This window comes from Ruegeria sp. BB10 (assembly GCF_056535725.1).
The window spans coordinates 3020494-3033549 of the sequence record NZ_JBQFIW010000001.1 but is presented as its reverse complement, the minus strand read 5'-3'; the positions used below and the strand labels follow the sequence as shown (position 1 = coordinate 3033549).

Genomic DNA, 13056 nt, shown 5'->3' with positions numbered 1-13056 from the left:
GATTGCCAACATTCGTTTCGTGACCGTCCTGATGCCCGTCAGTCAGATCGCCGAAACAGCCTGTCCCCCCAAGCGAGTGAATCGCTGTAACAGTGGTAGCAAGAGGCCAAGGCGTACGGCAACGAAACTCTGATATTGACTCGGGTCTTTTGCAGAAAGAATCTCTCGGTTTTGTGAAGGCGCGACTTTCCGGCAACAGCAACAAAAAGGCGCCACGCATTGTGACGCCTTTGAGAACAATTCAACCTTGTTTTGTTGACGCAAGGTCAACCTGAGCGATTAGCCCAATGCTTTCACGCGTGCCGACAGGCGCGACATTTTCCGCGAAGCGGTGTTCTTGTGAAAGACGCCTTTGGTGACGCCACGCATCAGTTCGGGCTGAGCGGCACGCAGAGCTGCGGTTGCTGCGTCCTTGTCACCAGAAGCAATCGCTTCTTCAACCTTGCGCAGATAAGTACGGATGCGCGAGCGACGCGCTTTGTTGATAGCAAAACGCTTTTCGTTCTGACGAGCGCGCTTTTTAGCCTGAGGCGAGTTTGCCATGTGTTTCTGACCTTCATTCGGTACGGTTATCAATGGTTGCGCGTCACGGACTATCCGCACCGGTTCAGAATCACGAGTGTGAGTCGGGCCAAGCGGGCCGCACGCGCATGTATAGCGGCGCTAGTTACCCAAGTTTGCAGGCTTTGCCAAGCCGATTCTTTCGCTCTGCATAGCAGTCATGAAAAAAGGCGGGCCAAGCCCGCCTGTTTCGGTCGCTTACGCAATTTATTTGTCGCGGAACTGTGCCGCGCGTTTTTCCAGGAAGGCCGCCATGCCTTCTTTCTGGTCTTCTGTCGCAAACATCGAGTGGAACACGCGACGTTCAAACAGCATCCCTTCGCTGAGAGGCAATTCATAGCTGCGGTTCACAGCTTCTTTCGCCGCCATTGCACTCAGCTGCGATTTCTCAGCGATCTTTTGGGCGGCGCCCATCGCCTCTTCCATCAGTTTCTTGGCCGGTACGACCCGGCTGACAAGACCCGAACGCTCGGCCTCTTCGGCATCCATGAAGCGACCGGTCAGGTTCATGTCCATCGATTTGGACTTCCCAACGAAACGCGTCAGGCGCTGCGAACCACCCAGTCCTGCAATGACGCCCAGGTTGATTTCGGGTTGCCCGAACTTGGCGGTATCCGCAGCAATGATGAAATCGCACAGCATGGCCAATTCGCACCCACCGCCCAGCGCATAGCCAGCAACGGCTGCAATGATCGGCTTGCGGATCGCGCAAACACGGTCATTCAGAGCACCAAACAGATTTGAACTGTAGACATCAACAAAGCTCATCTCGGACATTTCCTTGATGTCCGCGCCGGCCGCGAACGCCTTGTCCGAACCGGTAATGACGATGCAGCGCACCTTGTCGTTGGTATCCGCGTCTTCCAATGCGATGCACAGTTCCTGCGCCAGCTGCGAATTTAGCGCATTCAGCGCATCGGGTCTGTCGAGCTTGATAAGGGCGACGTGGTCTTCGATTTCGACGATGATCGTCTCAAAAGCCATGAGGTGTAAGCTTCCGGTTGTTCCGTTCAAGTACGATTCCTTATCACGCGAATTATCTGGATCAAGTTATCTTTGGCATTGCGCACAATAGAAGGATGAGCGACCGGACTGAGTGATTCTCTTTATTTCCCCACTGCATCCCTGGGTTCTGCAGGGTTCGCCTTCGCGTCCGTAAACGTCAAAGCTGTGTTGAAAATATCCAAGTTCCCCATCGGCTTGGCGGAAATCGCGCAGGGATGAACCACCCGCGTCGATCGCGTCCTGCAGTACCCGCCGAATGACCGGAACCAGCGCGCCGATACGGGTCGCGGAAATTTGTCCGGCTTTGCGACGTGGCGACACACCCGCGCGATAAAGGGCCTCGCAAACATAGATATTGCCCAATCCGGCAACGATTCCCTGATCCAACAGTGCAGATTTGACAGGAGTATCCTTGCCCTTGAGCGCTTCGATCAGGTGCTGTTCGTGAAAATCATTGCCCAGCGGCTCTGGCCCCAGAACGGATAAAAGCTTGTGATCCTCGGCTGTAGCCGTGGGCAACAGGTCCATCGCGCCGAAGCGCCGCGGATCGTTGAATGTCACACGCGCGCCATTGGCCATGTGAAACACCACGTGGTCGTGTTTTTCGGGCATGGGATGCTCATGCACGAACTGCCCTAGCGGATCACCCGATACTGTCATCCGCCCAGACATACCCAGATGGATCAACAAAGTTTCACCGCTGCTGAGATCTGCCAGAATATACTTCGACCGCCGCCGCAGCTGATCCACCCGTTGCCCGGTCAGCCGCTCGGCCATGCGGTCCGGGAACGGCCAGCGCAAATCGGGGCGATTCACATCTGCCCGTTCGATCACGACCCCCTCCATTGCGGGGCTCAGGCCGCGTCTTACTGTCTCGACCTCGGGCAATTCGGGCATTAGATGGCTCCTAATTCAAAGGGCCGCATTGTGCCCCGGTTCCAGAGCCCTATAACAGAGACGAAATTCGACAAACGGCAAGGCTTATGTCCGACAACAGCGACAAGACCACTCATTTTGGGTTTGAAACCGTGCGCGAGGCCGACAAGGCCGGTCGTGTGCAGGGCGTGTTCAACTCGGTCGCCTCAAAATACGACGTGATGAACGATGTCATGTCGATGGGCATCCACCGGGTCTGGAAAGACGCGATGATGGACTGGCTGGCCCCGCGCCCTGGTCAACGTCTGCTGGATGTGGCCGGTGGAACGGGCGATATCTCGTTTCGCTTCCTCAAACGCGCGGGTTACGGTCACGCCACCGTTCTGGACCTGACCGAGCCGATGCTGGTCGAAGGCCGTCAGCGCGCCGAGGCCGATCAGATGTCCGACAGCCTGAACTGGGTGGTGGGCGATGCGATGGCCCTGCCGTTCGAGGACAACACGTTTGACGTCTACACCATTTCCTTCGGCATCCGGAACGTGACCCGCCCGCAAGAGGCGTTGAATGAAGCCTTCCGAGTTCTGAAGCCCGGTGGCCGCCTGATGGTGCTGGAATTCAGCCAGTTGCCCAATGAAGGGCTGCAAAAGCTCTATGACTTGTACAGCTTCAACGTCATTCCCCGCATGGGCAAGCTGATCGCCAATGATTACGACAGCTATCAATATCTGGTCGAATCGATCCGCAATTTCCCCGATCAAGATACCTTTCTGGGCATGGTTCGTGCCGCTGGATTCGAAAACGCCAAATACCGCAACCTCAGCATGGGCATCGCCGCGCTGCATTCCGGCTGGAAGATCTGATTTATGCGCGGACCCCACAACATCATTCGCCTGATCCGTACAGGCGCCACGTTTGAACGCACAGGCGCCATGAACGTAGTGCTGGACGCCTTTGAGGCCCCCCGCGCGTTGCGATTTCTGGCGCATGCGTTGGGCAAACCATTTCAATGGCTGGGTTACAAGGGCGATCCCAATATGCCGCCCGCCACCCGAGCGCTGACGGCGCTTGGCCCGGCTTATATCAAATTCGGTCAGATTCTCTCGACCCGACCCGACGTGGTGGGCGAAGAACTGGCCGCCCAATTGCGTGTGTTGCAGGACAAGCTGCCACCCTTTTCCCGCGCCGAAGCCATGGCCGAGGTGGAAAAGGAACTTGGCCAGCCCGTCGATGAGGTTTTTGAGGAATTCAGCGAACCGATCGCCGCAGCGTCAATTGCGCAGGTTCACAAGGCCCGGCTGGTCAGCACTGGCGAATATGTCGCCGTCAAAGTGCTGCGCCCGGGGATCGAGCGTGCCTTTCACAAGGATGTCGATGCGTTCTATTTCGCCGCCCGTATTGTCGACCTGTTCGCCCCCGGCGCGCGCCGCCTGCGACCGATGGACGTGATCGAACATTTCGACGGCGTTGTACGGGGTGAGTTGGACTTGCGACTGGAAAGCGCCGCTGCCTCGGAATATGCCGCCAATACCAAGGACGATGCCGGTTTCTGGCTGCCCCCCGTTGTGTGGTCACTGTCCGCGCGCCGGGTTATGACGCTCAGCTGGGCGGATGGTGTACCGTTGGGCGACAATGCTGCACTGGATGCGGTTGGTCACAACCGCCGCGATCTGGCAGAGCGGGTCCTGCACCTATTCCTGCTGCACGCCCTGCGTGATGGCTATTTCCACGCCGATATGCATCAGGGCAACCTGAAGGTCGCCGCAAATGGCGATATCATTGCCTATGATTACGGCATCATGGGTCACATCGACGAATACACCCGTCGGGTCTATGCCGAGATTCTGTTCGGGTTCATCCGCCGCGACTATAAACGCGTGGCCGAGGTGCATTTCGAGGCCGGTTACGTCCCCGCCAACCAGGATGTCGACGAATTTGCCCGCGCGCTGCGAGCGGTGGGCGAGCCGATCTTTGGCATGGACGCCTCGCATATCTCAATGGGCCGCCTGTTGAACTACCTGTTCGAGGTCACCGAGCGCTTTGGCATGGAAACCCGGACCGAACTGATCTTGTTGCAGCGTACGATGGTTGTGGTCGAAGGCGTCGCACGCTCGCTCGACCCACATATGAACATTTGGGAAACCGCCCGCCCCGTGGTCGAGGATTACATAAAGCAATCCATCGGTCCCCGCGCCGCGCTGCAGGACTTCGGCAAAACCGCCATGGTTCTGGCCCGCTTTGGCCCACGATTGCCGGGTCTGGTTGAAAATGCCCTGATCGCCCAGACGCAAAAAGACGACCCGCAAAAGTCATCCCTATGGTCCGCGGCCCTACCTGCCGCAATCGGTGCCGCAGCCGGTGCTGCGCTTGTCCTGATTGTCAACGCGCTCAGCTGAGCCAGACCGCCTGCTTCTTCTGGCCAATAATACCTTCGGGGGGAATCGCGCCTGCGCGCGATGGGGGGCAGACAGCCCCCCTGCACGGTGCGAAATCAAAGCCGCTCGATAGCCAGTGCAATACCTTGCCCACCACCGATGCACATAGTCACCAGACCTTTGGCCCCACCAACGCGCTCCAACTCATACAGCGCTTTCATAGTGATGATTGCTCCGGTTGCCCCAACCGGGTGACCCAAGGCAATCGCGCCACCATTCGGGTTAACCTTCGACGCGTCCAAACCCAGTTCCTGATTCACAGCCAGAGCCTGCGCCGCGAAGGCCTCGTTGCTTTCGATCACATCGAAATCATCCACCGACAGGCCGGTTTTTTCCATCAGGTTCCGCACCGCCGGAACCGGTCCAATGCCCATAACCTCGGGGCGAACACCCGCATGGGCATAGCCCAGCACGCGCGCCTTGGGCTTCAACCCGGCTTTCTCGGCCGCGTCCGCTGTTGCCAATACCATCGCCGCCGCCCCGTCATTGATGCCCGAGGCATTGCCCGCCGTCACGCGCCCGTCCTTCTGGAATACCGGTCGCAATCCGGCCAGGGTCTCGGCAGTGGTGGCCTTGGGATGTTCATCGACCTTGAAATCAACCATGTCCCGCTTGACCTTGACCTGCACGGGCGCGATCTGGCTGTCGAAATACCCCGCCTCAATCGCCGCTGCCGCGCGGGTCTGACTGGTCACGGCGAATTGATCCATCTGCTTGCGGGTAATTTGGTGTTCGTCGGCCACGTTTTCGGCCGTCACACCCATATGTCCAGTGCCAAACGGGCAGTTCAGTGCCCCCAGCATCATATCCAACGAGGTGACATCGCCCATCTTCGCGCCCCAGCGCGCCTGCGGCACGATATAAGGGCTGCGCGACATACTCTCGGCCCCGCCGGCCACGGCAAACTCGGCATCCCCCAGCATCAGGGACTGCATCGCCGAGACAATCGCTTGCGCGCCCGACCCGCACAGCCGGTTCACGTTCATCGCAGGTGTACCATTTGGGATCCCCGCCTGCATCGCGGCAACGCGCGACAGGTACATGTCCCGCGGCTCGGTATTGATCACGTGGCCGAACACCACATGCCCGATCTGACCACCTTCAACACCCGAGCGTTCCAGCGCGGCTTCGGTGACAACCGTAGCCAGGTCGATCGGAGCGGTCGAAGCCAGCGCGCCGCCAAAGGTTCCAATAGCGGTGCGGGCACCGTCCAAAATTACGATATCAGTCATGGATCACTCCTCGTGCATTTGCGCGCAGTATGCATACACCACGTTGCTCTGTCCTATGGGACGTCCCGTCACGGATGGAATTGACAACCACATATACAAGGCGCATGAAATTCCGTCATGACGGAGAATACAGACGATATCCTGACACGCCTTCCCGCCCGCCTGAAAGAGGCACGTCGCGCCAAGGGCCTGTCGCTTGAAGCCGTGGCTAATCTCAGCGGTGTGTCGCGTTCAATGGTCAGCCAGATTGAACGGGGGGAAAGCAGCCCTACCATCTCAACCCTGTGGAACCTGACCCGGGCCTTGCAGGTGGATTTCGCCGGTCTGCTGGAAGAGACCGGCACCGCAAACCAAATCGAAGTGCTGCGAAACTCTGAAGTGCCAAGCATCGACAATATGGGGCAAAACTGCCGGATTCGCATCCTGTCCCCCCCCGAAGAAGCGGGCGGGCATGAAGTCTATGACATTCAGTTCGACAAAGACGGCGCATTGAACAGCCAGCCCCACACGCGCGGCGCGCAAGAGCAATTGACGGTTTTGGACGGGTCGGTTCGCGTCACATCGGGATCGGCCACAATGGAGTTGAACCAAGGCGATACAGCGCGGTATGCGGCGGACGTCTTGCACTCGATCGCATCGCCCAACGGTCCCGCGCGCGTGTTCCTGATTGTGAAAAACGCCTGACCCCGACCGGGGCGAAGTTTGGGGGATACCTGTGTGTTGTGCTATTTTATGGCATTTACACGAATTGGAGTTACGCAAAATGACTTTGGAAGTGATTGGCGCTGGATTCGGCCGCACTGGGACGAATTCGCTGAAGCTTGCTTTGGAACAGCTGAATTTCGGACCCTGTCACCACATGTTCGAAGTGCGGGACAATCCCGAACAATTGCCTGCTTGGAACCGTGCCGCACATGGCGAGCAAGCTGATTGGGATGCCATGTTTCACGGCTATCGCGCGCAAGTCGACTGGCCAGGCGCCGCATACTGGCGCCAGCTTTCTGATCATTATCCAGATGCCAAAATCATTTTGAGCGTGCGCGACCCTGATGCCTGGTTTGACAGCATATGGGCCACGATTGGACCATTCATGACCACAATGCGCGGACGGCACGACTCGGATCATGCAAACGCAATTGCCGAGATGTGCAGCAAGTTTATCGTTCATGGCATCTTCGACGGCCGGATGGATGATCGGGATCACGCCGTCAGCGTGTTTCGGAAGCATATCGAAAAAGTCCGCGACACCGTCCCGAAGGACCGGTTGCTGGTCTATGAAACCGGAAGTGGATGGAAACCACTGTGCACTTTCCTTGGCGTCGACATTCCCGAAGAACCCTATCCGCACACAAATTCAACCAAACAGTTTCAGGACAACGTGGCAAAACCGGAATAGACGCCTCCGAATCGAAAGCAATTTTCAGGGTCCTCCGCATGTTCCGTTATCGTGGATTTTTTTTCTGCAATATTGAATTCCCCTATTTGGGAACCATATCCGTTATGTTAGATACGCGACTCATATAAACCGGAGACCGCCATGGCCGATGCATTCCTGTCCCACATCACGGACACCCTTGCGCAGATTGAATCTGAGGGTCTGTATAAACGCGAACGAATGATCACCTCGCCTCAGGGCGGTGAGATTACTGTGGGCGACAAGCAGGTGATCAACCTGTGCGCCAACAATTATCTGGGGCTGGCCGATCACCCTGCGCTGATCGACGCCGCCAAGGGCGCGATGCGGCCCAAAGGGTTCGGCATGGCCTCGGTCCGGTTTATCTGCGGCACCCAGGACATTCACCGCGAGTTGGAACAGAAGCTGGCGCAATTCCTGAACAAGGACGATGCGATCCTGTTTGCGGCTTGTTTCGATGCTAATGGCGGGCTCTTTGAGCCCTTGTTAGGGCCAGAAGACGCCATCATTTCGGACAGTCTGAACCATGCCTCGATCATTGACGGGGTGCGGCTGTGCAAGGCGAAACGCTATCGCTACCTGAACAACGACATGAACGACCTCGAAGCCTGGCTGAAACAGGCGCGCGAGGACGGTGCGCGGCACATCATGATCGCGACCGACGGCGTGTTCTCGATGGACGGTTACCTGGCCAACCTGCCGAAAATTCGCGAGCTGGCCGATAAATATGATGCCATCGTCATGGTCGATGACTGCCACGCGACCGGCTTTATGGGGCCGAACGGCGCAGGCACGCCAGATCATTTTGGTGTCGATGTCGACATTCTAACGGGAACCTTGGGCAAGGCACTTGGGGGGGCAATCGGCGGTTATATCGCCGGGCCGCAACCAGTGATCGATCTGCTGCGGCAGCGGGCGCGGCCCTATTTGTTCTCAAACTCGCTGCCACCCTCGATTGTCGCCGCAGGTCTTGAGGCGATCCGGTTGGTCGAAGAGGGCGAAATGCTGCGCGCTCAGTTATTCGGCAACGCGAAATACTGGCGTGCTGGGCTGGAAAAGCTGGGCTTTGACCTGCTGCCCGGCGAACACCCAATCATTCCGGTAATGCTGGGCGAGGCCACTTTGGCGCAGGACATGGCGTCGCGTCTGTTTGATGAAGGCGTCTATGTCTCGGGCTTCTTCTTCCCCGTTGTCCCGCGCGGACAAGCGCGGATCAGGACGCAGATGAATGCAGCCTTGACGAAAGACGAACTGGACCGTGCATTGGCCGCCTTTGGCAAGGTTGGCAAAGAATTGGGAGTGATCTGATGCGACCCAACACGATGAAAGCTTTGGAGAAATCCAAGCCCGAGGAAGGTCTGTGGATGGTCCAGGCCCCGGTGCCCGAAATCAGCCCCGAAGAGGTGCTGATCCGTGTCAACAAGACCGGCATCTGCGGCACCGACATCCATATCTGGAACTGGGATGACTGGGCCGCCGCCACAGTGCCGATTCCAATGATCACCGGCCACGAGTTTGCGGGCGAGATCGTCGAGATCGGGCGCAATGTGACAGGTCTTGAGATCGGTCAGCGCTGCTCGGGCGAGGGGCATCTGATAACTAACGACAGCCGTCAGAGCAGAGCGGGAAAGTTCCACCTCGACCCTGGTACGCGGGGGATTGGCGTAAACGAACAGGGGGCCTTTGCCCAATATCTTAAGTTGCCCGCCTTCAACGTGGTGCCCCTGCCCGAAGACGTGCCGGATGAGATCGGCGCCATCCTCGATCCATTGGGCAATGCGGTTCACACCGCGCTTAGCTTCGATCTGCTGGGTGAGGATGTTCTGATCACCGGTGCTGGCCCCATCGGCATCATGGCTGCCGCTGTCGCCCGCCATGCTGGCGCGCGCCATGTGGTGATCACCGATATCAACCCCGACCGTCTGAAACTGGCCGAACATGTGGTACCGACCGTGCGCACCGTGGATGTGTCCAAAGAAGACCTGCAGGACGTCATCGCAGAACTCGGCATGAAAGAAGGGTTCGATGTAGGGCTGGAAATGTCGGGCTCACAAATCGCGCTGGATCAAATGGTCGAGGCGCTGGTGATGGGCGGCAAGATCGCTCTGCTGGGTATTCCGCCCGGCAAATCCCCGGTCGATTGGTCCCGCATCGTGTTTAAGGCCATCACCATCAAAGGCGTCTACGGGCGCGAGATGTTCGAGACCTGGTACAAGATGATCGCCATGCTACAGAACGGTCTGGATGTCAGCCGTGTCATCACGCACGAGATGAAAGTTGACGATTTTGCCGAAGGATTTGCCGCGATGAAATCAGGCCGGTCAGGCAAAGTGGTGCTGGACTGGACCTGACGCTCTGGTACTGCGCGGGTTCAGCCCCTAAACAGGGGTGAACCCAGTCGTTTGGAGGAGCATATGGGCGATAAGGATGACCGGTATCTGGAACGCGGAATCGAGGACACTCTGGTCACCGATTTCGCACAGACCCATCGCAAGAGTTACGGCGATTTCCTGCAGCTCAAAACCCTGCTGAACCTGCAAAAAACCTTTCAGGACCCTGCGCAACCAGATGAGATGCTGTTCATCATCATTCATCAGGTCAGCGAGCTGTGGCTGAAACTAATGCATCACCAACTGGTCGAGGTGCGCCGATTTCTGCAACAGGATGAATTCGGCCCTGCGATGAAAAATCTCGACCGGGTCAAGGCCATCCAGCGGCAACTAATATCCGCCTGGGAGACGTTGCTGACCATGACCCCTGCGGACTACATGACCTTTCGCGAGGCATTGGGCAGTTCGTCCGGTTTTCAAAGCTATGGCTATCGCCAGATCGAATTCATTTTGGGCAACAAGGACGCCTCGACCCTAAAAGTCCACGAACATGACGCGCAGGTCATGGAACTGCTGAACGCTGCGCTGACCAAGCCGTCATTATACGACGAGGTTCTGTTCATGTTGGCCCGGCAGGGATTTGACGTACCGCAGGACCTACTGGATCGCGACTTTGCCCAGCCCTACTCTGGTGATCCTCGCGTCGTGAAGATCTGGGTGCAGGTGTATCGCGACACGGACAAATACTGGGATCTTTATGCGCTAGCCGAGAAACTGATGGACGTGGAGTCCTTGTTTCAACGCTGGCGCTTCGATCACGTCACCGCGGTAGAACGAGTGATAGGCAACCAGCCGGGCACGGGCGGGTCCAGCGGTGTATCCTTCTTGCGGAAAGCCTTGGATTTGCGGTTCTTCCATGATCTCTACGATATGCGCACCGAACTGATGTATACCGACCAGGAGTAAGCGATGCTGTACCGGGGATTTTCGCAGGAAGAGTTGGAGCAGGAATATTCACCCCGGTCCATGATCGGTGGTGACCTGACGCCTTATCTGGACAGCTACGCCGCGCTCAGCGCGCAGCACCGGGCACAGATGGAAGTCATCGGGAATGTCTCTTACGGCGACGGTAGGGCTCAGGTTCTGGATTTCTTTCCCGCGAAGGGGGCAGGCGCGCCGCTGCACGTCTTTATTCACGGCGGTTACTGGCAGGCGCTGAGTCAGAACGAGTCGGCGATGATGGCCCCGGCACTGGTTGAGGCCGAACAGTCCTTTGCGACCCTGAACTACACATTGGCCCCCGAGGCGCGGATTGGCGACATGATCAACGAATGCCGCGACGCCCTGCTGTGGCTGGCCGCAAATGCGCCTGATCTGGGTTTCGATCCGTCACGGATCACCCTGTCGGGGCACAGCGCCGGGGCGCAATTGGCGGCTATGGTCATGGCAACCTCGGCCGATGCGCTGGCCCGCGCCGGGTTACGGGTACGCGAGGTGATCCTGATCAGCGGCGTCTATGATCTGGAGCCGATCAGCCTGACGTCCGTAAACGATCCGCTGCAACTGACCCCGGTCGAGATACATGATCTGTCCCCTATCCTTCACCTACCCGCCCCTGGCCCGCGTTACCATGTGACTGTGGCGGAACGGGATACCCCCGAATTCATCCGCCAAAGCAGGGACTATGCAGAATTGCTGCGCAAAGCCGGACATTCGGTCAGCTTCGACCTTAAAAAGGGGATGCAGCATTTCGATATCATCATGCATCCGGGGACGTTTTTGCGACGTCCCGATAGCCAAGAAAATTGGGTATCAGTCAGGTCTGGCCTTTAGCACACAAACCTACGCATCCCTAACGAACCGAACGTTTTTGACGGAGCAGGGATTATCCGCTGTGAGCCCAAAGTACCGAATGCTGCGGGCCCAACCAATGGCGGCTATGCAACTTGCCCCGACGCGCTTAGTGTCACGTGCATGAGCACGTTCAGAAACGCCAAACCTTCCGACGCAACTCGATGCTTTGAGATCGAAACTGCTGCCTATGAAGGCGACGACGCAGCAACCCTCAAAAAGATATCCAAGAGGATCGAGGAATATCCCGATGGTTTCCTCATTCTTGAAGAACACGGCGAGATCGTTGGCTTTATCAATTGCGGATGTGCCCATGACGTCGAAATGTCTGATGAGGAATTTAAGGAGCTTGTGGGGCATGATCCCGACGCTCCGAATGTCGTAATTATGTCTGTCGTCGTTGATCCTGCCCATCAGGGAAGGGGCCTATCGCGGGCATTGATGACTGAATTCGTCGACCGCATGAGAAAAGTGGGTAAATCGGCGATCTTCCTTATGTGCAAAGAGCATCACGTCCCACTGTATGAGCGATTTGGATACAGCTATTTGCAGCCATCGACTTCCGACCATGGAGGAATGACTTGGCATGAGATGTCTATGATGCTTTGAATTCTTTGGAGTACGAGACGTGATACCACTTGAAAAGCCTTTGAGATTGGCCGTTGAAACTGATGCCCATGCACTTGCGGACTTAGTGAATTTTGCAGGTGAAGGCCTGCCGCTCCATATCTGGACCGGGCTGGCACAAGATGGCGAGGATCCTTGGGCCGTCGGTCGCGCGCGACAGGCCGAAAAGGCACGAGAGAGGCAAGTAGTTGTAATTGACTATGGAAACGGGGCAGTTGCTGGGCTCACGGGCTATGGGATCGGATCAGAACCAGAAGAAATTGGAGATGACTTCCAGCGTTGTTCCGCCTTGCAGGAGCTGGAAAACAAAGCGTTAGACAGCTGGTATGTGAATGTTCTGGCTTGTTACCCAGAGAACAGGGGGCAAGGACTTGGTTCAAGACTACTCGATGTCGCCGACGAGATAGCCCGAGACGCGGGCTACAACAAAATGAGCGTTATTGTCGCCGATGAAAACGTGGGAGCGAGACGTCTATACGAGCGAAAGGGATACTCTGAGCTGGATAAAGCCCCATGCGCCAAAGATGGGTGGGAGACTGAGACCGAAAACTGGGTTCTCCTCATCAAGTCGCTGTCGTGACGCCGCGCGAAATCGGTCTTTCCTTGTGTAGGCTACTCGCTTTTGGGCTAACGTTGCGCAAGGGCGCCACACTCATTTTTTGCTGTACCGCCCGAGAGCCGTCGTTGGTCTGAGAGCTACGTAGGTCGGGAATGTCCCGCAAAGCGGA

14 protein-coding genes are annotated in these 13056 nt (G+C 57.3%); 10 read left to right on the top strand and 4 right to left on the bottom strand.

Annotated elements, in window-relative coordinates:
* Positions 1–279: 279 nt before the first annotated feature.
* The 3 genes from rpsT to mutM form a co-directional block, all read right to left on the bottom strand.
* A complete protein-coding gene (rpsT, locus tag ACR3EP_RS15610) occupies positions 280–543 on the bottom strand; it encodes a 30S ribosomal protein S20 (RefSeq protein ID WP_170351928.1) in 264 nt (87 codons plus the stop codon).
* Positions 544–768: 225 nt separating this feature from the next.
* Positions 769–1545 (bottom strand): enoyl-CoA hydratase, encoded by a 777-nt coding sequence (locus ACR3EP_RS15605; protein ID WP_170361912.1) that lies wholly within the window; start codon positions 1543–1545, stop codon positions 769–771.
* A 66-nt stretch (positions 1546–1611) separates the two neighbouring features.
* A complete protein-coding gene (gene mutM / locus ACR3EP_RS15600; protein WP_480638592.1) occupies positions 1612–2463 on the bottom strand; it encodes a bifunctional DNA-formamidopyrimidine glycosylase/DNA-(apurinic or apyrimidinic site) lyase in 852 nt (283 codons plus the stop codon).
* 86 nt (positions 2464–2549) lie between these two features.
* Between mutM and ubiE the strand changes: the two genes are divergently transcribed.
* The gene (gene ubiE / locus ACR3EP_RS15595) at positions 2550–3302 is read left to right on the top strand and encodes a bifunctional demethylmenaquinone methyltransferase/2-methoxy-6-polyprenyl-1,4-benzoquinol methylase UbiE (protein WP_480638591.1); all 753 of its coding nucleotides are present in this window, start codon (positions 2550–2552) and stop codon (positions 3300–3302) included.
* Positions 3303–3305: 3 nt separating this feature from the next.
* The gene (gene ubiB / locus ACR3EP_RS15590; protein WP_170351924.1) at positions 3306–4835 is read left to right on the top strand and encodes a 2-polyprenylphenol 6-hydroxylase; all 1530 of its coding nucleotides are present in this window, start codon (positions 3306–3308) and stop codon (positions 4833–4835) included.
* A 95-nt stretch (positions 4836–4930) separates the two neighbouring features.
* Here the strand turns inward: ubiB and ACR3EP_RS15585 are convergent, their stop codons facing one another.
* Complete coding sequence (locus ACR3EP_RS15585) at positions 4931–6106, bottom strand: acetyl-CoA C-acyltransferase family protein (RefSeq protein ID WP_480638590.1); 1176 nt, start codon at positions 6104–6106, stop codon at positions 4931–4933.
* A gap of 117 nt (positions 6107–6223) precedes the next feature.
* Between ACR3EP_RS15585 and ACR3EP_RS15580 the strand changes: the two genes are divergently transcribed.
* From ACR3EP_RS15580 to ACR3EP_RS15545, 8 genes are all read left to right on the top strand, one after another.
* Entirely contained in the window at positions 6224–6790 is a 567-nt protein-coding gene (locus tag ACR3EP_RS15580; protein ID WP_170552394.1) for a helix-turn-helix domain-containing protein, read from the top strand.
* Positions 6791–6869: 79 nt separating this feature from the next.
* Positions 6870–7502, top strand: coding sequence for a sulfotransferase family protein (locus ACR3EP_RS15575; RefSeq protein WP_170399523.1), 633 nt, complete (start codon positions 6870–6872; stop codon positions 7500–7502).
* A 141-nt stretch (positions 7503–7643) separates the two neighbouring features.
* On the top strand, positions 7644–8828 hold the full coding sequence (locus ACR3EP_RS15570; RefSeq protein WP_170351920.1) for a glycine C-acetyltransferase: 1185 nt from the start codon (positions 7644–7646) through the stop codon (positions 8826–8828).
* Between the two features lie 14 nt (positions 8829–8842).
* Positions 8843–9871 (top strand): L-threonine 3-dehydrogenase, encoded by a 1029-nt coding sequence (gene tdh / locus ACR3EP_RS15565; protein WP_170399571.1) that lies wholly within the window; start codon positions 8843–8845, stop codon positions 9869–9871.
* Between the two features lie 63 nt (positions 9872–9934).
* Positions 9935–10816, top strand: a complete 882-nt coding sequence (locus ACR3EP_RS15560) for a tryptophan 2,3-dioxygenase (protein ID WP_480638589.1) — start codon at positions 9935–9937, stop codon at positions 10814–10816.
* A 3-nt stretch (positions 10817–10819) separates the two neighbouring features.
* Positions 10820–11683 (top strand): alpha/beta hydrolase, encoded by an 864-nt coding sequence (locus ACR3EP_RS15555; RefSeq protein ID WP_480638588.1) that lies wholly within the window; start codon positions 10820–10822, stop codon positions 11681–11683.
* 141 nt (positions 11684–11824) lie between these two features.
* Positions 11825–12310 carry a GNAT family N-acetyltransferase gene (locus ACR3EP_RS15550; protein ID WP_170377256.1) on the top strand — a complete coding sequence of 162 codons (486 nt, stop codon included), beginning with the start codon at positions 11825–11827 and terminating at the stop codon, positions 12308–12310.
* A gap of 19 nt (positions 12311–12329) precedes the next feature.
* Entirely contained in the window at positions 12330–12908 is a 579-nt protein-coding gene (locus ACR3EP_RS15545) for an N-acetyltransferase family protein (protein ID WP_480638587.1), read from the top strand.
* Positions 12909–13056: the final 148 nt, after the last annotated feature.